This is a genomic window from Pseudomonas sp. LB3P25 (assembly GCF_054897985.1).
In genome coordinates this window covers 406,799-426,730 of the sequence record NZ_CM142711.1, presented here as the reverse complement: position 1 = coordinate 426,730, position 19,932 = coordinate 406,799, and the positions used below count along the sequence as shown (strand labels likewise).

The following is a 19,932-nucleotide window of genomic DNA, read 5'->3' as shown; positions in this document are numbered from 1 at the left end:
GTCAGTGAACACGAAATCGTTGAGCAATGCAGCCTCCCCTGTGGGAGCGAGCCTGCTCGCGAAGGCAATAGCTCAGGCACCACAGAACCCTCAGCGCCCCCGATCCCGCCTTAACAACTTGCGCACCCGCTTCACCAGTTCACTCACAGCAAACGGCTTGAGCAGGTAATCATCCTCATGCAACTCCAGGTCGCGCAGGCGATCCTCGATGCCGTCCTTGGTGGTCAGGAACAGCACCGGCGTTTCGCCGAGCTTGCGGATCTGCTGCAGCAACTGCCAGCCATTGAGCCCCGGCAGCATCACGTCGAGGATGATCAGCTCGTATTCGCCAGACTCGATAAAGCGCCGGCCGTCCATACCATTGAGCGCCACATCCACCGAATAACTTGCCTCACTCAGGCCCTTGGCCAGGAGTTTGGCGGTCTCGGGTTCGTCTTCCACTAACAGCACACGCATGGCACACCTCGATTGTCGTCATCACAGGCTAGGCGCCTTCGCGTCCAAAGCCCACCAATACCGACCAGTTAAGCCATAACAATATCTGTAGCAGCTGGCGAAGCCTGCGTTCGGCTGCGCAGCAGTCGTAAACCCTGAATGCGCGGTCGGTCAGATACACCGCATTGTCTGATTTTACGACTGCTGCGCAGCCGAACGCAGGCTTCGCCAGCTGCTACACGGTATGCGTTGCACGCTGAAATGTTTAAACCATCGCCAACGCCCGCAACCGCTCGGCATCCAGAATCTCGATCTCGCCATACTTCAGATTCACAATCCCCTGGCCCTGCAAGTCATTGAGAATCTGGTTGGTGGTCTGACGCGACAGCGAAAGCATCGACGCCAATTGCTCCTGGGGCAGTTGCAACACCCGTCGCGGCGGGTCGATTTCGCCGTAACCCTCGGCGATCATCAGCAAGCGATGAGCCAGTCGAGCGGCGGCTGGCATCAGGCTCAGTTGTTCGAGATTGATGAAGGTCAGGCGTAGTTTTTGGCTCATCAGCAATGCCAGCTGCCGCCAGTACACCGGTTGTTCATCGAGTAACGTCAGCAGCGCGGTTTGCGGGATGTGCAACAAGGTGCAATGGCCCAGACCGAACGCATCATGAGTGCGCGGCTGGCCATCGAACAGGCAGATTTCGCCGAACCAGTGAGGCGACTCCACCAGGCTCAGCAACGCCTCCTTGCCCTGCTCGCTCACCGCGCCGATGCGCACCGAACCTTCGAGCACCGCGTACAGCCCGCACGGTGGATCGCCGCGCTTGAATAGCCGCTGGCCCGGTGACAACCGCCGCACTTTGGCGGCGGCCAGCAGACTATCCTGTAAAGGAACAGGTAAATGGCTGAACCACTGGCCGCTCATCAGGCGTGGACGCCAGACCTGCATATCCATGAAAACTCCTAGAGATTGTCGCCTGCCTGACAGAGCGAGCTGTGGACCCGGGGCATGATCCATCACCCAACAGGAGGAACAACAATGAAAAGCCTCGTCGACCATCTCAGTCAATACGCCGCCTACCACCGTGACCCGCGCAATATTGCCAGCCACTTTATCGGTATTCCGCTGATCGTCGTCGCGGTTGCGGTGCTGCTGTCACGGCCCGAGTGGCCGCTGGCCGGGGTTTGGCTGTCACCGGCAGTGCTTTTGGCGCTGGCTTCGGCGTGGTTTTATCTGCGATTGGAGTTACGGCTGGGCGTGCTGATGACGGTGTTGTTGGGGCTTTGTGTTTGGCTGGGTCATGTGCTTGCACAGCAGAGCACGCTCGTCTGGCTTGCCAGCGGCATCGGGATGTTTGTGGTGGGTTGGGCGATTCAGTTTGTCGGTCATCACTACGAAGGACGCAAACCGGCGTTTGTCGATGATGTGACGGGGCTGATTGTCGGGCCGTTGTTTGTGGTGGTTGAGCTGGCGTTTTTGCTGGGGTTGCGGCGTGACTTGAAAGAGCAGATCGAGGCGCGGGTGGGCGGTGTGCGTTTGCGTCAGAAAAACGCTGCGGCGTAGGACGCCTTCGCGAGCAGGCTCGCTCCCACATTGGATCTATGGTGTGCATAGAACCCCTGTGGGAGCGAGCCTGCTCCGGGCGGCGCTCCGACGAATCTTTTGCTTTAGATGTTGGCGATTTTCTGCCAGACCTTCGGCTTGAAGAACAGCGTCTCGCCTTTTGCCAACCCGATCAGGCTGTCGTGATCTTTCACCACTTCAGCTTCGATCAACTCGCTCTGGCCTTCGACCTTCAGCGTCACCCGTGTCGTCGCGCCCAACGGACGAATATCCCGCACCTCGGCCGCGTGATGATCTTCCAGTTCATGGCGCGACAGCGACACTTCGTGTGGACGGAACAGCACGTGATTGTCTTCACCCAGATGCAGCCGGTTCGAATCACCGAGGAAGTGATAAACAAAATCGCTGGCCGGGTTTTCGTAGACGTCGCCCGGTGAGCCAATCTGCTCGATCACACCCTTGTTCATCACCACGATGCGGTCGGCGACTTCCATCGCTTCTTCCTGGTCGTGAGTCACGAATACCGAGGTCAGGTTGATGTCCTCGTGCAGCCGCGCCAGCCAGCGACGCAGTTCTTTACGAACCTTGGCGTCGAGGGCGCCGAAGGGTTCGTCGAGCAGCAGGACTTTCGGTTCAACCGCCAAGGCACGAGCCAAAGCAATACGTTGACGCTGACCGCCGGAGAGTTGTTCCGGGTAGCGATCCGACAGCCAATCCAGTTGCACCATGTTCAGCAGTTCGTGGACTTTCACCGCAATCTGGCTTTCGCTCGGGCGCTGGTTTTTCGGCTTCATGCGCAGGCCGAACGCGACGTTGTCGAACACGGTCATGTGGCGGAACAGCGCGTAGTGCTGGAACACGAAACCGACGTTGCGATCACGCACGTCGTGGCCGGACACGTCTTCACCGTGGAACACGATGTTGCCCTGATCCGGGGTTTCCAGACCGGCAATGATCCGCAACAGGGTGGTCTTGCCGCAACCGGACGGGCCAAGCAGCGCCACGAGTTCGCCGCTTTGAATGTCCAGGCTGATGTTGTCCAGCGCCTTGAACGCGTGAAAATTCTTGCTGACGTTACGCACTTCGATCGACATGACTTATTCCTCCGCGGCGCTGGCGCGCAGGCGGTTAATACGGTTTTCGCTCCACTGCTTGAGCAGCAGGATGAAGAGCGCCAGGATCAGCAACAGGCTCGCCACGGCGAACGCGGCCACGTGGTTGTATTCGTTGTAAAGGATCTCGACGTGCAGCGGCAGGGTGTTGGTCACCCCGCGAATGTGCCCGGAAACCACCGACACCGCACCGAATTCACCCATGGCCCGCGCCGTACACAGCACCACGCCGTAGATCAGGCCCCATTTGATGTTGGGAACGGTGACGTGCCAGAACATCTGCCAGCCATTGGCCCCGAGCAAACGTGCGGCCTCTTCTTCCTGCGTGCCCTGCTCCTGCATCAACGGGATCAGCTCGCGCGCCACGAACGGCACGGTGACGAAAATCGTCGCCAGCACGATGCCCGGCAAGGCGAAGACGATCTGGATGTCGTGGTCCTGCAGCCACGGCCCGAACAGGCCCTGGGCGCCGAACATAAGCACGTAGACTAAACCTGCGATCACCGGCGACACCGAGAACGGCAAGTCGATCAACGTGACCAACATACTCTTGCCGCGGAACGAGTACTTGCTCACGCACCATGCGGCGCTGACACCAAACACCAGGTTCAGCGGCACCGAAATCAGCACGGCGATCACCGTGAGTTTCAGGGCCGACAAGGCGTCGGGCTCGAATATCGCAGTGAAGAACGCGCCCAGGCCATTTTTCAGCCCCTGGGACACCACGATGAACAGTGGCAGCAACAGGAACAGCGCAAAGATCAACCAGCCGAGGCTGATCAGGATTCGCCGCGAAGTGGCACTGCCACGGCGGGCGGCGTTGGCCGAGGAAGCGGCGCTAATAGACGATTGGGACATTTTCGCGCCTCCTTATGGGGTTTCGATGCGCCGCTGCAGCAAGTTGATCAGCAGCAACAGGACGAAAGAAACCACCAGCATCAGTACACCAATGGACGTGGCACCGGTGTAATCGTACTGGTCGAGTTTGACCATGATCAGCAGCGGCAGGATCTCTGTTTTCATCGGCATGTTGCCGGCGATAAAAATCACCGAACCGTACTCGCCGACCCCGCGGGCAAAGGCCAACGCGAAACCGGTCAGCCACGCTGGCAACAACGCGGGCACCAGAATATAGCGAAAAACCTGCAACGGTTTTGCACCGAGGCAAGCCGCCGCTTCTTCCACTTCACGAGGGATATCAGCCAATACTGGCTGTACGGTACGTACTACGAATGGAAGCGTCACAAAAGTGAGGGCAAGGGTGATGCCGAGGGGGGTATACGCAATCTTGAAACCCAGGTCCGCTGCAAACTGACCCACCAATCCTGTGGGGGTGTACAACGCAGTGAGCGCGATACCGGCCACCGCAGTGGGCAACGCGAAGGGCAAGTCGATCATCGCGTCGATGACTTTGCGTCCGGGGAAGGTGTAGCGCACCAGCACCCAGGCCAGCAGCGTGCCGATGATGCCGTTGATGATCGCGGCATAGAGCGCGGTGCCGAAGCTCAGCTTCAACGCCGCCAGCACCCGTGGCGCCGAGATAATCGCCCAGAACTGGTCCCAGGTGAGTTGAGCGGCATGGACAAACATCGCCGCCAGTGGAATGAGCACAATCAGGCTGAGGTACACCAAGGTGTAGCCCAGCGTCAGCCCGAAGCCGGGTATGACGGGGGAGATACGACGTGACATAAAAGTCCTTGGTTAAAAATTGTTCTGCCAAGTGCAATCATGTGGGAGCGAGCCTGCTCGCGAAGGGGGGAATTCCAGTCAACATCCCTGTTGCCTGAAATACCGCCTTCGCGAGCAGGCTCGCTCCCACACACCTTAGCCAATTGACATCAGGATTACTGCGCCTGGTAGATCTGGTCGAACACGCCACCGTCGTTGAAGAATTTCGGTTGAGCGGTTTTCCAGCCGCCGAAGTCCTTGTCGATGGTCACCAGGTCCAGTGTCGGGAACTGCTTGGCGTACTTGGCGGCAATATCCTTGTCACGTGGACGATAGAAGTTTTTTGCCGCGATTTCCTGGCCGGCCGGGCTGTACAGGTGCTTGAGGTACGCTTCGGCGATCTCGGTGTTGCCCTTTTTCTCGGCGTTCTTGTCGACCACGGCTACCGGAGGTTCGGCGAGGATCGACAGCGAAGGCACGACGATGTCGAACTTGTCAGCGCCGCCATCTTCTTTCAGGGCCAGGAAGGCTTCGTTTTCCCAGGCCAGCAACACGTCGCCCTGACCGTTGTTGACGAAGGTAATGGTCGAGCCGCGAGCACCGGTGTCCAGCACAGGAACGTGTTTGAACAAGGTTTGCACGTATTCCTTGGCCTTGGCTTCGTTACCGCCATTGGCTTTCAGACCATAGGCCCAGGCGGCGAGGAAGTTCCAGCGTGCACCGCCGGAGGTTTTCGGGTTCGGGGTGATGACTTCCACGCCGTTCTTGGTCAGGTCGCCCCAGTCCTTGATGCCTTTAGGGTTGCCCTTGCGCACCAGGAACACGATGGTCGAGGTGTAAGGCGTGCTCGCCTCCGGCAGACGCTTCTGCCAATCCGCCGGCAGGGTCTTGCCGAGTTTGGCGATTTCATCGATGTCACCAGCCAGGGCCAGGGTCACCACGTCGGCACGCAGACCGTCGATCACCGCCCGGCCCTGCTTGCCCGAACCACCGTGGGACTGCTGGATTTTCACGCTGTCGCCAGCATGGTCTTTCTGCCAGAACTTGACGAATTCGGCGTTGTAGTCCTGATACAGCTCGCGAGTCGGGTCGTACGACACGTTGAGCAGTTCGTAATCCTTGGCAACCGCGGAACCAGCAAAAAGGGCACTGGCCAGGGCGGCCAAAGCGAAATGACGAATCGACGACATGGTGAAAGCTCCTGGAATTCTGTTTGTAATGGCTTTTTATGGTCTGGAATCGGGGTTGCCTGCCAAAGATCGCAGCCTTCGACAGCTCCTACACAAAGCCCCCGTAGGAGCTGCCACAGGCTGCGATCTTTTGATCTTTGTTTCAGCTCGGTTTGTTGCTCGGGTTCTGCAAACGGAATTTCTCTTTGCGTTCGATCTGGACCACCTGGGCGTTGTGCACGGTGATTTCCACTGCGCCAAAACGCAGATCGCGCAAGGCGCTCTGGATCTCACGCAAAATGGTTGCTTCGTCCTGGCCGTCAACGCTACGTAGGGATGCGCTCATGGTGCTGCTCCTTCAACTTAGAGGTTGCCTGGCAGTGTCGGGACTGCTTGCGGCGTGAGAGCAATAGTAGAGACGCGCGGATATTCTTAAAAAGACTATTTAAGAATTTTAATATAACCAAAAGAAATTATTTGATGGGGCGAGGGTTTGCGAGGGTTTAGCGATTTTTACGGTCGCCCCGGAACCTGTGGCGAGGGAGCTTGCTCCCGCTCGGCTGCGCAGCAGACGTGACATTTTGCGCCGCTGCGCGACCCAGCGGGAGCAAGCTCCCTCGCCACAAAAAACAGACGCGCGTGTTATTTGATTACAGGAGCCCGCGCCCAATCGAGCTGTGCAGCCGGCACCGGCCGTCCAAACCAGTACCCCTGCCCCAGATCGCAGTCGTGCTCAAGCAGGAAACCCGCCTGCTCGACCTGTTCGATGCCCTCGGCATGCACCTGCATGCCCATGCTCTGGGCCAGCGCGATGATCACCCGCACAATCGCCGCGTCATCCTCATCCCACGGCAACCCCGCGACAAACCCCTGATCAATCTTGAGTTTCTGCACGGGTAAACGCTTGAGTCGCAGCAACGACGAATAGCCGGTGCCGAAGTCATCGATGGCCAACCGTACGCCCAACTCGCGCAATTGGTGCATCTGTTCCAGCGCGACTTCCGGGTCATCCATCACAGCGCTCTCGGTGACTTCCAGTTCCAGACAGACAGGATCCAGCCCGGTTTCGTGCAGCACCTTCGCCACCTGCTGAAACAGCTCGCGGCCAGCGAATAATCGAGAAGAAACATTCACTGCAACAAACGACAACACCACCCCGGCCTGCTGCCAATGGCACATCTGCTCACACGCCTGGCGCATCACCCAGGCATCAATTTCGGCGATCAGACCGGTGCGCTCGGCAATGGGAATGAATTCTGCCGGCGACACCAACCCTCGCTGCGGATGCTCCCAGCGCACCAATGCCTCGACGCCGATCAGACGACTGGTCTTGAGGTCGTGAACCGGCTGGTAATAAACCCGCAACTCCTGCTGCTCCAGCGCACGGCGCAATTCGAATGCAGTCTCGACCCGCTGCTGGGCATGGGCGGTCAATTCTTCGGTATAGAGGGCGTAGCCATTACGCCCGGCACTCTTGGCCTTGAACAGCGCCGAGTCAGAGTTGCGCAACAGCTGCTCGGCGCTCAAGGCGTCGCCGGGGAACAGGCTGATGCCGACGCTGATATTGACGAACAACTGATGCCCGTCGATCTGGAACGGCTCTTTGAGGCCATCGATGAACCGCTGTGCCAGCGCCGCCGCGTGCACCATTTGCGGACAGCTTTCAGCCAGCACGGCGAACTCGTCACCGCCGAGGCGTGCCAGCGTGATCCCCGGACCGACCAGCGCTTTCAAACGCTCGGCCACGCCCTTGAGCAACTGGTCTCCAATGCTATGCCCGAGGCTGTCGTTGATCATCTTGAAGTGATCAAGATCGATCATCAGTAACGCGCAGCCGCGCTTGTGGATTTGCGCCGAAGCCAGGGCCTGCTCGGTGCGGTCGGTGAACAGCAAGCGGTTGGGCAGATCGGTCAGCGGATCGTAGTGCGCGAGGTGCGTCAGTTCATGTTCGGAGTTCTTGATTGCGCTAATGTCGGAAAACACGGCCACATAATGGCTGCGCCGCCCACTCTCGTCGTCAATGATGCGGATGGTCTGCCATTGCGGGTAGATCTCGCCGCTTTTGCGGCGGTTCCAGATTTCCCCGCTCCACTCGCCGGTGCTGTTGAGTGTCGCGAACATCGCCTGGTAGAAAGCCGGCGGGTGATGACCGGACTTGAACAGATTGGGGCGCTGGCCAAGCACCTCCTCGCTCTGATAGCCGGTGATTGCCATGAAGGCCCGGTTCACATGAACGATCAAGCCTTCGCTATCAGTGACCAGCACGCCTTCGCGAGTGCAATCGAACACCGCGGCCGCCTGACGCAAACGCTCGCGCTCTTCAGTGCGTTCATGCAATTTTGCGCCGATCCCCAGGCAACGAAACAATCGCGCCCGGGCGAAGAAAATCAAACCGGCGCTGAATACCACCCAGGCATAACCGTTGATCAGTTGCCATCGCAACAGCTCAGCAGAGCTATCGAAGAAACTGTTCAATAAATAACCACTGAACAGCAGCCAACCTACAGAAACCAGAAGGTAAAGCAGTGCTGCACGCAGAGCATCGCGATAGGTAGCAGACATTCGGCCGTCCATGTCCCTTCAAAAAGGATGGAATTATAGTTTAAAGAAACATCCAGCCACTCTTATCTGAAAGGGCGACTGGTTTTATCTGTGGGCTTAGTGATAATGCAACGGCTGTTATTTTCTTTATCGAGGGCCCAATAGCCTATGTGGTACGAAGGTTTTCTCGGCTTGTCGCCCTGGTCACTGGTGGCAGTCACCCTGCTGATGACCCACGTGACGATCGTCGGCGTCACGGTCTATCTGCATCGTTATTCAGCCCATCGCTCGCTTGAGCTCAATGCTGGCCTGAAACATTTCTTCCGCTTCTGGCTGTGGCTGACCACGGCACAGAACACCCGTGAGTGGACCGCTATCCACCGCAAACACCACGCCAAATGCGAAACCGTCGATGACCCGCACAGCCCGGTCATCAAGGGCCTGTCCACCGTTCTGCGCAAAGGTGCCGAGCTGTACCGTGCCGAAGCGGAAAACCCCGAGACCCTGCGCATCTATGGCAAGAACTGCCCCGAAGACTGGATCGAACGCAACCTGTACAGCCGTTTTCCGCTGCTGGGCGTGGCCATCATGGGCGTCATCGACCTGCTGCTGTTCGGCACCATCGGCATCACCATCTGGGCCATCCAGATGATGTGGATCCCGGTCTGGGCCGCCGGCGTGGTCAATGGCCTGGGCCATGCCATCGGCTACCGCAACTTCGAATGCCGCGATGCGGCAACCAATCTGGTGCCCTGGGGCATCCTGATCGGCGGCGAAGAACTGCATAACAACCATCACACCTACCCTAATTCGGCAAAACTGTCGGTGAAGAAGTGGGAATTCGATCTCGGCTGGGCCTGGATCCAGGTCTTCAGCTTCCTGCGTCTGGCCAAGGTTCAGCGGGTCGCGCCAATCGCCCATCGGGTCGAAGGCAAAGGCAACCTGGACATGGACACCGCCATGGCGATTCTCAACAACCGCTTCCAGATCATGGCCCAGTACCGCAAATTGGTGATCGCACCGCTGGTCAAACAAGAGCTGGAAAAGGTCGATCACTCGGTCCGTCACCAGTTCCACCGCGCCAAGCGCCTGCTTTCGCGGGAAACCAGCCTGCTGGACGACAAACACCACATTCGCATCCAGACCATGCTCGAGCACAGTCAGGCGCTGAAGGTAATTTACGAGAAACGCCTGGCCTTGCAGCAGATCTGGGTCAAGACCAGCTCAAATGGTCACGACATGCTGGCCGCCATCAAGGATTGGGTACACGAAGCCGAAGCCAGCGGGATTCAATCCCTGCGCGACTTCGCCGATCAGTTGAAAACCTACTCCCTGCGCCCCGCCGCCGCAGTCTGACTGTGGCGAGGGAGCTTGTCGGATCGCCGCACCGTCCCGCTCGACTGCGCAGCAGTCGCAATACCTGACGACGCGTTCTTTCACTGAGAAACGCGTCGCCAGTACCGCCCGGCGGGAGCAAGCTCCCTCACCACAGAAGGCGGGAACTTAGCTCCAAATCCCCTATCTCAAAGACACTTCGCCATTCAGGCGGGCCCTGGCAATGGCCGCTTTCGAACCTCGAGCGGCACACGCCCTTTGAGATTTTGTGTCGATGGTCAATAAAAACCTACAAGACTCATTCCTCCCGCAGTGGCCCGACGCCGCACAAACCCTGCTGGCGCTAATGCATGCACAAGGCGAAGTGGCGCGCCTGAGCGAGCGCGAGCAGCTGTTCAGCGCTCTGCTGGTGAGCGTCAACGCGGTGCTTTGGGCCTTCGACTGGGAATCCCGTCGGGTGCTCTATGTCAGCCCCGCGTATGAACGGATTTTCGGCCGCTCCGCAGGCTTGTTGCTCTCCGACAACAACCAATGGCGCGACAGCATTTACCCCGACGATCTGGACTATGCCGAACGCAGCCTGGGCGAAGTACTGGTCAAAGGCGCCGTTGAAGACCGCGAGTACCGAATCATTGCCGCCGACGGCCAGGTCCGCTGGCTCAGTGACAAGTGCTTCATCAACCGTCAGGCCGAGCCGGGGCAACCGGTGATCATCGTCGGCATTGCCGAAGACATTACTGACAAGAAGCAGATGGAAACCGAGCTGCAACGCCTGGCCACCACCGACGTGCTGACCCAGAGTAGCAACCGCCGACACTTCTTCGACTGCGCCCACCGTGAATTCGAACAGGCACGGCACCAAGGCACGCCGCTGGCATTCCTGCTGCTGGACATCGATGACTTCAAAGTGATCAACGATACCTACGGCCACCAGGAAGGCGACAACGTGCTGCAACGAATCGCCGAAACCGGTCGCGCGGCGCTGCGCCGCGGCGATGTGTTCGGGCGAGTTGGCGGTGAGGAATTCGCAGCAGTGTTTCCCGGCTGTGCGCCAGACATGGCCATGCAAGTGGCCGAGCGCCTGCAACGGGAGATTCAGCGATTAAGCTTCAACCATGGCGACCAGACGTTCGGCATCACGGTCAGCCAGGGCCTGACCAGCCTCACGGCCGAGGACGAAAGCGTCGACAGCCTGTTTGCTCGCGCGGATGCGGCAATGTACAGAGCCAAACACCAGGGCAAGAACCGCATCATTTCCGCGTAGCTGCTCTGGCGGAGAACCAATGTGGGAGCGAGCCTGCTCGCGAAAGCGGCATGTCAGGCAATATAAATAGAACTGAGAGTCCGCCTTCGCGAGCAGGCTCGCTCCCACAGGTTTTGTGTGATGCCTATTTTTTGCGCAAACGCATCAATTCCGGCAACCCGATCTTGAGCAACCGCGCCATCCGGCTCTTCGCCAGCTCCTCAATGCCCTCATGCTCGGTCAGTCGCGCCAATTGCGCAGCCATGTTCATCACCAGCGCTTCGCGGGAGTAAACCCCGCCACCGAGCTGGTAGACCGCCGCAATCAGCTCTCGCAGTTCCAGCGGCAGGCGCCAGCGAGTGCGAAGCGCCGAACCATAAGCCGCGCCGAATTCGGCCAGCGCCTCGCCAACCTCCTCCCATTCATCCAGCTCACCCCCGGCCTGCTTCCATTCCTGTAAACACCGCAACAGCGCAAGGTCGCCGAGGCGATGCAACATGCCGGCGCAATAACAACGCTCCTGATCCAGATCCAGCAAGCGCGCCAGGGTCCGGCCATACTCGGCGGTGCGCAGTGACAACCCCCAATAACGTTCGGCATAGTCGGCCAGAAATGGATCGCTGAGGCGGGCACTGCGTTTGAGGGCCAACCCCAGAATCAGGTTCATGCTTTGCCCGGTGCCGAGGCGGTGCAGCGCCTGAGACAGGGTCTGCACCGTGGCGCCCAGGTGATGGGCGGCGCTATTGGCGGCGGCGATCAGCACGGCGGTGACCTGCGGATCGGTACGGATCTCGTCCTCCAGCACGGTCAAATCGAGGCCGTTGGGATTGAGGCTGCGTTTGACCGCCAACTGCACGTCAGTCATCAGCGGCGCACCGTCCGCAAACTCACGACGACGCTCCAGAAACGCCGACAAGGTGATGCCCGGCGCCAATGATGGCATCTCGCAAGACAGCTCTTCACCGGCGTTCAGCAGCAAGTCCTGCAGACGGTGGGTCAGGCTTTCCATGTTCAGGGGTTTGGTCAGGTACGCCGCAGGCACCAGGGGCAAGACTTCGCGCACGCTGGCGCTGTCGTTGCGGCTGCTCATCAGAATGAACGGCAGGGGTGGATTACGTTTGCGCTGGCGAACATTGCGCAAGACATTCAAACCATCGACGCCGGGCAGCTCCCAGTCGACGATCACCAGGTCGTAAGGATTTTCCGCCAACAGGTGCAGCGCTTCCTGACCATCGGCACACAGGTCCAGCCGCGCATCGCAGCGCACCTTCAACAAAACTTGCTTGAGCAGGTCGCGCGACCAAGGGTCGGCCTCGGCAATCAGCACACGCGGTGCAGCGGGTAACACCACAGCAGTCATTTACACACTCCAAAGGTCGTGCTTGCACCTTAGCCAATGCAGGCCATTCGATACAGCGCATTTGCCATCGATGGGTTCCGGGGACACAAAAAAACCCGCCGAAGCGGGTTTTTTTGTCGATCAGTTCACACATCGATCAGAGCTTGGAGATCACAGCTCGGAGAAGCACTCTTCGATGATGGCCAGACCTTTATCCAGCTGCTCGTCCGGCGAAGTCAGCGGTACCAGGACGCGCAGAACGTTGCCATAAGTGCCGCAGGACAGCAGGATCAGACCCTTGTCGCGAGCCTTGGCCACAACGGCGGCTACCGCTGGAGCGTTCGGCTTGTGGCTGTCGCCATCAACGAACAGCTCGACCGCGATCATCGCGCCCAGGGCACGGACTTCGCCGATCACCGGGTACTTGGCCTGAATGGCTTTCAAGCCAGTGACCAGACGCTCGCCGACAGCCTTGCAGCGGTCCAGCAGGTGCTCTTCTTCGAACACTTCCATCACGGCCAGGGCCGCGGCGCAAGCGATCGGGCTACCGGCGTAAGTGCCGCCCAGGCCGCCTGGAGCAATGGCGTCCATGTATTCGGCCTTGCCGCAAACACCGGCCAACGGGAAGCCGCCAGCGATGGATTTGGCGAAGGTGGTCAGGTCGGCAGCAACGCCCATCTGTTCCATGGCGAAGAACGTGCCGGTACGTCCAGCGCCGGTCTGTACTTCGTCAGCGATCAGCAGAATGCCGTGCTGGTCGCACAGCGCGCGCAGACGCTTCATGAACTCTTTAGGCGCGACGTAGAAACCACCTTCGCCCTGAACCGGCTCGATGATGATTGCAGCGATGTCACGCGGCTCGGCGTCGTTCTTGAAGATGCGTTCGATGCTGGCGATCGAATCGTCGATGCTCACACCGTGCAGTTCGTTCGGGTACAGCGCGCGGAAGATGCCGCCTGGCATCAGGCCCATACCGGCCGAGTAAGGCACGACTTTACCGGTCAGGCCCAGGGTCATCATGGTGCGACCGTGGTAAGCACCGGTGAACGCGATCACGCCGGCACGGCCTGTGGCGGCACGGGCGATCTTGATGGAGTTTTCCACGGCTTCGGAGCCGGTGGTCACCAGCAGGGTTTTCTTGGCGAAATCACCCGGCACCTTGGCGTTGATTTTTTCGCACACTTCTACGTACGGTTCGTAAGCCAGTACCTGGAAGCAAGTGTGGGTCAGCTTGTTCAGCTGCTCGGTCACAGCGGCGATGATTTTCGGGTGCACGTGGCCGGTGTTCAGCACGGCGATACCGCCGGCGAAGTCGATGAACTCGCGACCTTCAACGTCGGTCACGGTGGCGTTCTTCGCGGACTCGGCGAAGATCGGGTGAATCTGGCCAACACCGCGTGGTACAGCGGCTTCGCGGCGTTTCATCAGGGATGCGTTAGTCTTGCTCATAAAGTCCTCATTCACCGCTCATCGGGCGGCGTGGTTCAAGGAAAATGCGGCGGGGAGGCAACTACGGCAGCATTCGATGATCGACTGCCATAGCTTTCCCGGCCACAGAGAAAATTCCGTTTGAAGCGCACAAAGGGACAGCGCTCTCGTGCCCTTTGCGCTTGAAGCAATGCCCAGCTGGGTTTAGATGCCCAGGCAGAGGTATTTGATTTCCAGGTAATCTTCGATGCCGTACTTGGAGCCTTCACGGCCCAGGCCCGACGCCTTGATGCCGCCGAACGGCGCGACTTCGTTGGAGATCAACCCGGTGTTGACGCCGACCATGCCGTATTCCAGGGCTTCAGCCACACGGAACACACGACCCAGGTCGCGAGCATAGAAGTACGAAGCCAGACCGAACTCGGTGTCGTTCGACATCGCGATCACTTCGGCTTCGTCTTTGAAGCGGAACAGCGGCGCCAATGGACCAAAGGTTTCTTCCTTGGCCACGGCAGCGTTCTTCGGCACGTTGGTCAGGATGGTCGGCTCGAAGAAGTTGCCTTCCATAACCTTGCCACCGGCCAGAACGGTCGCGCCTTTGCTGATCGCGTCAGCAATGTGCTCTTGAACCTTGGCCACGGCTTTTTCGTCGATCAGCGGGCCAGTGGTGGTGCCTTCTTCCAGACCGTTGCCGATCTTGAGTTTGGCCACGGCCACTTTCAGCTTCTCGGCGAACGCGTCGTAGACCGAATCCTGAATGTACAGACGGTTGGCGCAGACGCAGGTCTGGCCGTTGTTGCGGTACTTGGAAATGATCGCGCCTTCGACGGCCTTATCCAGGTCCGCGTCGTCGAACACGATGAACGGCGCGTTGCCGCCCAGTTCCAGGGAGACTTTCTTGATGTCCTTGGCACATTCAGCCATCAGCTGACGACCGATCTCGGTCGAGCCAGTGAAGGACAGTTTGCGCACGATCGGGTTGCTGGTCAGCTCGCTGCCAATGTCGCCGGCACTGCCGGACACAACACTGAACACGCCGTTCGGAATGCCGGCACGCTGGGCCAGTTCAGCCAGAGCGAACGCCGAGAATGGGGTTTGCGAAGCAGGTTTGAGCACCATGGTGCAACCGGCGGCCAGTGCCGGGCCGGCTTTACGGGTAATCATCGCGGCCGGGAAGTTCCACGGGGTGATTGCAGCGGTCACGCCGATTGGCTGCTTGATCACGATCAGGCGCTTGTCTGGCTGGTGGCCCGGAATCACATCACCGTAGACGCGCTTGGCTTCTTCGGCGAACCACTCGATAAAGGAAGCGGCGTAAACGATTTCGCCCTTGGCTTCGGCCAATGGCTTGCCCTGTTCCAGGGTCATCAGGCGAGCCAGGTCATCCTGGTTCTCGATGATCAGTTCGAACCAGCGACGCAGCTTGTTCGCGCGGTCCTTGGCGGTCAGTGCACGCCATGCCGGCAGCGCTTTGTCAGCGGCTTCGATCGCACGGCGGGTTTCGGCAGCGCCCATTTTCGGCACGGTGCCCAGAATTTCGCCCGTTGCCGGGTTGTTGACCTTGATCGTCTGACCATTGTCCGCATCAACCCAAGCGCCATCGATAAAGGCTTGCTGGCGGAACAATTGGGTGTCTTTAAGCTGCATGTCGGCTTTCCTTAACAGCACCGCGGCAAGCGCGGAGCGAATTATGATTGTAGAAAGGCGCCTTATAGGCTGCCGTCAGGGAAATCATTCACCGGGCTGAAGCACATAAATAGCGCACTGATTGAAACTCGTGCGGTTCAGCACCCAGACAAGAGCGTTTGAAATCTCAAACGAATCCTAGGATCAAAGGGGGTAAAGGACAATAGCCTGTTCGAAAAAAAGAACGAAAACGCCGCATTTGCCTAATTTTTCTGATCAACGTAGCAACCGCAGGTTACGCTTTGGAAAAACGCAGACGATTCAGCAGCATGGACGCCCGCAGTGCATATGAGTATCATGGCGCCCGCATTGCACCAGTAGCTCAGCTGGATAGAGTACTGCCCTCCGAAGGCAGTGGTCGTGGGTTCGAATCCCGCCTGGTGCACCATACGTAGAAACGAGAAAGCCTCAGATCTTAGGGTCTGGGGCTTTTTTGTGGGTGTCGTTAAAGCCTCAGAACGGGCGCTGGATGCAGCTGTTCGGTTTAACCGAACAACTGAGTCTGAAAAAAAACCGCCAAAGCGGTTTTTTTCATTCAGTCGTCCAATCAAACTCGTCGTATTCATCATCCTCTTCGTCCTCGACCACTTCATCAAGAACGTCTTCCTCTACCGCTTCTTCTGCCTGCTTCGCCAGCAGAAACTCCTTACGGCTCTCAGTCACCGCGCGCCGTAATTCCTGACCCTTCACCGGGCAGTTGAGCATTTGGGCGATGCGGTCGATTTTTTTCGCCATGGCTACCTCCAACGCATCGGCTATGGGCCGATAGTGCGCGCTTTCCGGCGTCGATGCCAAATTGGCGACAGTTGTGTTCTTCAGTTTTTCTGCAACGCCTTGAGTCGGGCCGTGAGGTTTTCGTCAGGGAAACGCTTGTGCAATGTTTTCAACAGCGCATCGGCGGCTTGCGTCTGTCCGGCCTTTTGCAGACGCACCACTTCACGCAATTGCTCATCCAGCGTTTTCGCCGGCGCTGCTGCACGTTTGCTGACCTTGGCTTCATCGGCCATTTCGGCATTGATCGATTCGCTCTGCGCGGGGGCGGCAAAGTCGGCCATTGGCGCCGCAGGCGCGGGGGCGGACATCGCGCCGGCCGGGGCCGCCAGCGAGCGAGCAACCGAAGGGGGTGCCTCTGCAGCTTCTTTTTTGGCGACCGGCGCAGACGCTTTGGATGCAGGAGCGAAGTCGTAACTCGGCGGTTGCTCCTCCGTGCGTTGCACCAGTGCAAGCATCAGGGCCACACCGACGAGGCTGGCAAATGCAACTTGCCAACGGGGTTTCTGGCAGGCCTGGACCCAGCGTTTCCACAGTCCTGGCTTCTGCACAGGGACTTCACGGTGTGCGGCAGCCAGGAGGAATGCGTCGAGATGGGCCGGCGGTTCGCTGGTCGCGTGTTCACGATAGTGCTTCAACACTTCGTCTTCTGGCGTAGGACGGGCGTCAGTCATGTCAGTACCTCCTCGGCCAGCAGCCGACGCAGTTTTTGCTGGGCGTAGCGCAAGCGGCTTTTGACGGTTTCCAGCGGTGTTTCGGTGAGGGTGGCGATCTGCGGCAGGTCGAGATCGCCGTGGGCGCGGAGCAGGAACACTTCGCGCTGGTCAGCGGGGAGATTTTGCAGGGCCGCTTCGAGGCGCTGGTTGTCACGGCTCAGGCTCAGCAGTTGTTCGGGATCGGCAGTGTCATCGATCAGGGCGTGGGTTTGTTCGTCGTAGCTGTCGTGCAAGGGGTTGTGGATTCCGTGCTTGCGCCAGTGGTCGATCAGCCGATTGCGGGCAATCTGGTAAAGCCAGGTACGAAAATTCGCCCGACCTTGTGGCTGACTGGTACTGCGGATCAAGCTCAACCAGGTTTCCTGGTAAACCTCTTCGGCCAGCTCGGACTTGCCGCTCAGGCCGAGCAGGAATCGGTAGAGCCCTTGGCGGTGACGCGCGTACAAAATCTCGAACGCCGGCCCGTCGCCTGCGCGATAACGGGCCAGCAGCGATTCGTCGCTCGATTCAGGAGCAGACATTTCAGTTGTAGCCTCCTTTAAGCGGCTCACTATTGGATGCAGTCGTGGTTCGCAGACTTTGCGCCAACTCCACTAACTGCACGAACTCGGCACGCAGACCAAATCGATCTTCGCCCCGCGCACCGCGAGCCAAAGCTTCGGTGTCCTTCAGGCTGAAATCACCGGTATAGCGCCCGTCCTTGAGCTGCTGGGAAAACGCCGCGACTGCCGCCGCAAATCGCAGGTCTTCACTGGCTGGCGCAGCAGTGTCAGTGATCGGCCGCTCGATCAAGCGACTGTTCCCACCTTCGGGCAACTGATATCGCACGCGCAGCATGGCCATTTCCCCAGATTTCCCGGAAGCAACTGCCCCAGGATTGCCATACCGCAGCGGCTCCAGCCAGCCCTTCTCACCCTTGGGCACAATTTCGTACAACGCCGTCACCGTATGCCCTGCGCCGATTTCACCGGCATCGACCTTGTCGTTACTGAAATCCTCACGCTTCAACGCGCGATTCTCATACCCCAACAGCCGATATTCACTGACTTGAGCCGGGTTGAACTCCACTTGCAGCTTCACGTTTTTCGCCACGACCGCGAGGGTCGAGCCGAGCTGATCCACCAGCACCTTGCGCGCCTCACGCAGGTTGTCGATGTAGGCATAGTTGCCGTCGCCGGCATCGGCCAACTGTTCCATCAGGTGTTCATTGTAGTTATCCACACCAAAACCCAATGTGGTCAGGGAAACGCCGGTCTTGCGTTTATCCACAGCCATTTGCTTGAGGCTATCGAAGTCGCTGATGCCGACGTTGAAGTCACCGTCGGTGGCCAGCAGGATGCGGTTGATGCCCTTGGGAATAAACGCCTGCTGCGCCATTTGATAGGCCAGTTCGATGCCTGACGCCCCAGCGGTGGAGCCGCCAGCGGTCAGTTGTTCGATGGCTGTACGAATTTTCGCTTTGTCGCGTCCGGACGTCGGCTCCAGCACCACTCTCGAATCGCCGGCATAGACGACCAATGAAACCCGGTCCTGCTCGCGCAATTGATCGACCAGCAATTTCAGGGTGCTTTTGACCAACGGCAAACCCTCGCGTCGGTCCATCGAGCCGGACACGTCCACCAGAAACACCAGATTCGCCGGGGCCAGTTCCGCGACCGCGCGGTCCGAGGCCTTGATGCCGATGCGCAGCAATCGGGTATGCGGGTTCCACGGCGACGGCGCCAACTCTGTGGTCACGCCGAAGGGTGAGCCATCGGTGGGCAATGCGTAATCGTAGGGAAAGTAATTGACCATCTCCTCCAGTCGCATCGCACCTTCCGGTGGCAGGCGCCCCTGATTGAGCAAGCGGCGGACGTTGGCATAAGCACCGGTATCGACGTCGGCGCTGAAGGTCGAGACGGGCGCTTCGGCCACGCTGTGAATCGGGTTATCCGCCAGTGCTTGATACTGCTCCCGCTGCTCATCCCGATAGCCCTGCGGATAGACCTCGCCCGCCGGCATCGGCGCATAGCTCGCCGTCGGTGCTGGGCGAACGCTGCGCTTGGCCATCGAGGTGTCCTCCATGACCGCCTCGCTGCGCACCACTACTTCAGCCGGCAGCGCACCTTGTGCCGGTGGCGCAACCGAGGCGGAATCAGGCTTGGATGAAACGCCGCAACCGGCAATGGCCAGCAGCAACCCGGCGGCGAAACCCTGGGCGGCCGGGCGGAGGAAATGCAGAGGGAGGGACATGGGGGCTGACCTCAGGAGGAAATTGATCCATTCATCCTCTGAGACGGACAGCCCGACAGGTTCGGGTTAAACCGCAGTGAAAAGAATCTTCAGCGGTGATAACGCCGCACTACGCTGCTGTTTCTCAGCACATGGTCTTTGATCTTTTCCAGTAGCTGTGCGCGGGTAAGGCCAGCAGGCAAGGCGTCCGGTGCCAGGTCCAGGGCATAAATCTGGATGATGTAGTGGTGCGCGCTATCGCCGACCGGAGGGCAAGGGCCGATATAGGTCGTGGTGCCTTTGACGTTCATACCACCAACGCCTTCGAGGGCGGATTTGGCGCCGACACCGGCCGGGATCTGGTGGGTGGTCGGTTTAATGCCGTAATGCACCCAGTGATCGACACCCTGGCCTTTCGCGCCATCGGGGTCATGCATGACGATGGCGTAACTGAGGGTGCCCGCCGGGCCGGCGTTCCAGTTCAAGGCCGGTGACTGGTTGTGCCCACCACAATTGGGCGCATCGCTGGCGGAAGCCGAGAGGAACAGTCGATCGTCGGTGACACCTGGGATGTTCAGGGTGAAACGCTCCTGGGCCTGCGCCGGCAATTGCACGCAAAGGGCGACTGCAACGGCCGCCAGCCAAGGTTTCAGAGAGGTCAATCGGGTCATACCGGAGCACCTTGTGCGGGTGGGGCCGTCGTCGGCGTGCAAACTA

Annotated in this window: 19 protein-coding genes and 1 tRNA gene; 4 read left to right on the top strand and 16 right to left on the bottom strand. The window is 59.2% G+C overall.

Features of this window, described 5'->3' with window-relative positions; genetic code table 11:
* Window positions 1–90: 90 nt before the first annotated feature.
* Window positions 91–456: a response regulator gene (locus tag ACYZTW_RS01890; RefSeq protein ID WP_436275028.1), complete on the bottom strand. Its 366-nt coding sequence runs from the start codon at window positions 454–456 to the stop codon at window positions 91–93.
* A gap of 244 nt (window positions 457–700) precedes the next feature.
* Window positions 701–1,387, bottom strand: a complete 687-nt coding sequence (locus ACYZTW_RS01885) for a Crp/Fnr family transcriptional regulator (protein WP_462003512.1) — start codon at window positions 1,385–1,387, stop codon at window positions 701–703.
* An 84-nt stretch (window positions 1,388–1,471) separates the two neighbouring features.
* Here ACYZTW_RS01885 and ACYZTW_RS01880 point away from each other — a divergent pair, with 84 nt between their 5' ends.
* A complete protein-coding gene (locus ACYZTW_RS01880) occupies window positions 1,472–1,996 on the top strand; it encodes an Mpo1 family 2-hydroxy fatty acid dioxygenase (protein WP_462003511.1) in 525 nt (174 codons plus the stop codon).
* A gap of 104 nt (window positions 1,997–2,100) precedes the next feature.
* On the opposite strand, the gene ACYZTW_RS01875 is transcribed toward ACYZTW_RS01880, so the two are convergent.
* The 6 genes from ACYZTW_RS01875 to dibA all read right to left on the bottom strand — a co-directional run bounded on the left by ACYZTW_RS01875 (window position 2,101) and on the right by dibA (window position 8,507).
* Window positions 2,101–3,090, bottom strand: coding sequence for a sulfate/molybdate ABC transporter ATP-binding protein (locus tag ACYZTW_RS01875; RefSeq protein ID WP_462003510.1), 990 nt, complete (start codon window positions 3,088–3,090; stop codon window positions 2,101–2,103).
* A 3-nt stretch (window positions 3,091–3,093) separates the two neighbouring features.
* Window positions 3,094–3,966 (bottom strand): sulfate ABC transporter permease subunit CysW, encoded by an 873-nt coding sequence (gene cysW, locus ACYZTW_RS01870; RefSeq protein WP_415772639.1) that lies wholly within the window; start codon window positions 3,964–3,966, stop codon window positions 3,094–3,096.
* A 12-nt stretch (window positions 3,967–3,978) separates the two neighbouring features.
* Window positions 3,979–4,797, bottom strand: a complete 819-nt coding sequence (gene cysT, locus ACYZTW_RS01865; protein WP_046047286.1) for a sulfate ABC transporter permease subunit CysT — start codon at window positions 4,795–4,797, stop codon at window positions 3,979–3,981.
* Window positions 4,798–4,952: 155 nt separating this feature from the next.
* Window positions 4,953–5,966: a sulfate ABC transporter substrate-binding protein gene (locus ACYZTW_RS01860; RefSeq protein ID WP_462003509.1), complete on the bottom strand. Its 1,014-nt coding sequence runs from the start codon at window positions 5,964–5,966 to the stop codon at window positions 4,953–4,955.
* Between the two features lie 142 nt (window positions 5,967–6,108).
* Window positions 6,109–6,291, bottom strand: coding sequence for a sulfur starvation response protein OscA (oscA, locus tag ACYZTW_RS01855; protein WP_007945260.1), 183 nt, complete (start codon window positions 6,289–6,291; stop codon window positions 6,109–6,111).
* A 296-nt stretch (window positions 6,292–6,587) separates the two neighbouring features.
* Entirely contained in the window at window positions 6,588–8,507 is a 1,920-nt protein-coding gene (dibA, locus tag ACYZTW_RS01850) for a phosphodiesterase DibA (protein WP_462003508.1), read from the bottom strand.
* A gap of 147 nt (window positions 8,508–8,654) precedes the next feature.
* On the opposite strand from dibA, the gene desA reads away from it, so the two are divergent.
* Both desA and ACYZTW_RS01840 read left to right on the top strand, forming a co-directional pair.
* Window positions 8,655–9,842 (top strand): delta-9 fatty acid desaturase DesA, encoded by a 1,188-nt coding sequence (desA, locus tag ACYZTW_RS01845; protein WP_462003507.1) that lies wholly within the window; start codon window positions 8,655–8,657, stop codon window positions 9,840–9,842.
* 253 nt (window positions 9,843–10,095) lie between these two features.
* Entirely contained in the window at window positions 10,096–11,085 is a 990-nt protein-coding gene (locus ACYZTW_RS01840; protein WP_462003506.1) for a GGDEF domain-containing protein, read from the top strand.
* Between the two features lie 124 nt (window positions 11,086–11,209).
* Here ACYZTW_RS01840 and ACYZTW_RS01835 read toward each other — a convergent pair whose 3' ends face one another.
* The 3 genes from ACYZTW_RS01835 to gabD form a co-directional block, all read right to left on the bottom strand.
* Window positions 11,210–12,424, bottom strand: coding sequence for an HDOD domain-containing protein (locus ACYZTW_RS01835; RefSeq protein ID WP_462003505.1), 1,215 nt, complete (start codon window positions 12,422–12,424; stop codon window positions 11,210–11,212).
* Between the two features lie 150 nt (window positions 12,425–12,574).
* A complete protein-coding gene (gene gabT / locus ACYZTW_RS01830; RefSeq protein WP_033058568.1) occupies window positions 12,575–13,852 on the bottom strand; it encodes a 4-aminobutyrate--2-oxoglutarate transaminase in 1,278 nt (425 codons plus the stop codon).
* Window positions 13,853–14,035: 183 nt separating this feature from the next.
* On the bottom strand, window positions 14,036–15,478 hold the full coding sequence (gabD, locus tag ACYZTW_RS01825; protein WP_054050229.1) for an NADP-dependent succinate-semialdehyde dehydrogenase: 1,443 nt from the start codon (window positions 15,476–15,478) through the stop codon (window positions 14,036–14,038).
* Window positions 15,479–15,828: 350 nt separating this feature from the next.
* Here gabD and ACYZTW_RS01820 point away from each other — a divergent pair.
* Window positions 15,829–15,905: transfer RNA gene (locus ACYZTW_RS01820), tRNA-Arg, on the top strand.
* A 143-nt stretch (window positions 15,906–16,048) separates the two neighbouring features.
* On the opposite strand, the gene ACYZTW_RS01815 is transcribed toward ACYZTW_RS01820, so the two are convergent.
* The 5 genes from ACYZTW_RS01815 to ACYZTW_RS01795 all read right to left on the bottom strand — a co-directional run bounded on the left by ACYZTW_RS01815 (window position 16,049) and on the right by ACYZTW_RS01795 (window position 19,886).
* Window positions 16,049–16,312 carry a hypothetical protein gene (locus ACYZTW_RS01815; protein ID WP_462003504.1) on the bottom strand — a complete coding sequence of 88 codons (264 nt, stop codon included), beginning with the start codon at window positions 16,310–16,312 and terminating at the stop codon, window positions 16,049–16,051.
* Between the two features lie 20 nt (window positions 16,313–16,332).
* A complete protein-coding gene (locus ACYZTW_RS01810) occupies window positions 16,333–16,962 on the bottom strand; it encodes a hypothetical protein (protein ID WP_462003503.1) in 630 nt (209 codons plus the stop codon).
* Window positions 16,959–17,525, bottom strand: a complete 567-nt coding sequence (locus ACYZTW_RS01805) for an RNA polymerase sigma factor (protein WP_462003502.1) — start codon at window positions 17,523–17,525, stop codon at window positions 16,959–16,961. Before ACYZTW_RS01805 ends, ACYZTW_RS01810 begins: the two co-directional genes overlap by 4 nt.
* Window position 17,526: 1 nt before the next feature.
* Entirely contained in the window at window positions 17,527–19,236 is a 1,710-nt protein-coding gene (locus ACYZTW_RS01800; protein WP_462003501.1) for a vWA domain-containing protein, read from the bottom strand.
* A gap of 89 nt (window positions 19,237–19,325) precedes the next feature.
* Window positions 19,326–19,886: a YbhB/YbcL family Raf kinase inhibitor-like protein gene (locus ACYZTW_RS01795; RefSeq protein WP_462003500.1), complete on the bottom strand. Its 561-nt coding sequence runs from the start codon at window positions 19,884–19,886 to the stop codon at window positions 19,326–19,328.
* Window positions 19,887–19,932: the final 46 nt, after the last annotated feature.

Excerpts from the sequence above, each read along its gene's own strand:
- ACYZTW_RS01890 (WP_436275028.1), bottom strand. The coding sequence starts at position 456 with ATGCGTGTGCTGTTAGTGGAAGACGAACCCGAGACCGCCAAACTCCTG.
- ACYZTW_RS01885 (WP_462003512.1), bottom strand. The coding sequence starts at position 1,387 with ATGGATATGCAGGTCTGGCGTCCACGCCTGATGAGCGGCCAGTGGTTC.
- ACYZTW_RS01880 (WP_462003511.1), top strand. The coding sequence starts at position 1,472 with ATGAAAAGCCTCGTCGACCATCTCAGTCAATACGCCGCCTACCACCGT.
- ACYZTW_RS01875 (WP_462003510.1), bottom strand. The coding sequence starts at position 3,090 with ATGTCGATCGAAGTGCGTAACGTCAGCAAGAATTTTCACGCGTTCAAG.
- cysW (WP_415772639.1), bottom strand. The coding sequence starts at position 3,966 with ATGTCCCAATCGTCTATTAGCGCCGCTTCCTCGGCCAACGCCGCCCGC.
- cysT (WP_046047286.1), bottom strand. The coding sequence starts at position 4,797 with ATGTCACGTCGTATCTCCCCCGTCATACCCGGCTTCGGGCTGACGCTG.
- ACYZTW_RS01860 (WP_462003509.1), bottom strand. The coding sequence starts at position 5,966 with ATGTCGTCGATTCGTCATTTCGCTTTGGCCGCCCTGGCCAGTGCCCTT.
- oscA (WP_007945260.1), bottom strand. The coding sequence starts at position 6,291 with ATGAGCGCATCCCTACGTAGCGTTGACGGCCAGGACGAAGCAACCATT.
- dibA (WP_462003508.1), bottom strand. The coding sequence starts at position 8,507 with ATGTCTGCTACCTATCGCGATGCTCTGCGTGCAGCACTGCTTTACCTT.
- desA (WP_462003507.1), top strand. The coding sequence starts at position 8,655 with ATGTGGTACGAAGGTTTTCTCGGCTTGTCGCCCTGGTCACTGGTGGCA.
- ACYZTW_RS01840 (WP_462003506.1), top strand. The coding sequence starts at position 10,096 with ATGGTCAATAAAAACCTACAAGACTCATTCCTCCCGCAGTGGCCCGAC.
- ACYZTW_RS01835 (WP_462003505.1), bottom strand. The coding sequence starts at position 12,424 with ATGACTGCTGTGGTGTTACCCGCTGCACCGCGTGTGCTGATTGCCGAG.
- gabT (WP_033058568.1), bottom strand. The coding sequence starts at position 13,852 with ATGAGCAAGACTAACGCATCCCTGATGAAACGCCGCGAAGCCGCTGTA.
- gabD (WP_054050229.1), bottom strand. The coding sequence starts at position 15,478 with ATGCAGCTTAAAGACACCCAATTGTTCCGCCAGCAAGCCTTTATCGAT.
- ACYZTW_RS01810 (WP_462003503.1), bottom strand. The coding sequence starts at position 16,962 with ATGACTGACGCCCGTCCTACGCCAGAAGACGAAGTGTTGAAGCACTAT.
- ACYZTW_RS01805 (WP_462003502.1), bottom strand. The coding sequence starts at position 17,525 with ATGTCTGCTCCTGAATCGAGCGACGAATCGCTGCTGGCCCGTTATCGC.
- ACYZTW_RS01800 (WP_462003501.1), bottom strand. The coding sequence starts at position 19,236 with ATGTCCCTCCCTCTGCATTTCCTCCGCCCGGCCGCCCAGGGTTTCGCC.
- ACYZTW_RS01795 (WP_462003500.1), bottom strand. The coding sequence starts at position 19,886 with ATGACCCGATTGACCTCTCTGAAACCTTGGCTGGCGGCCGTTGCAGTC.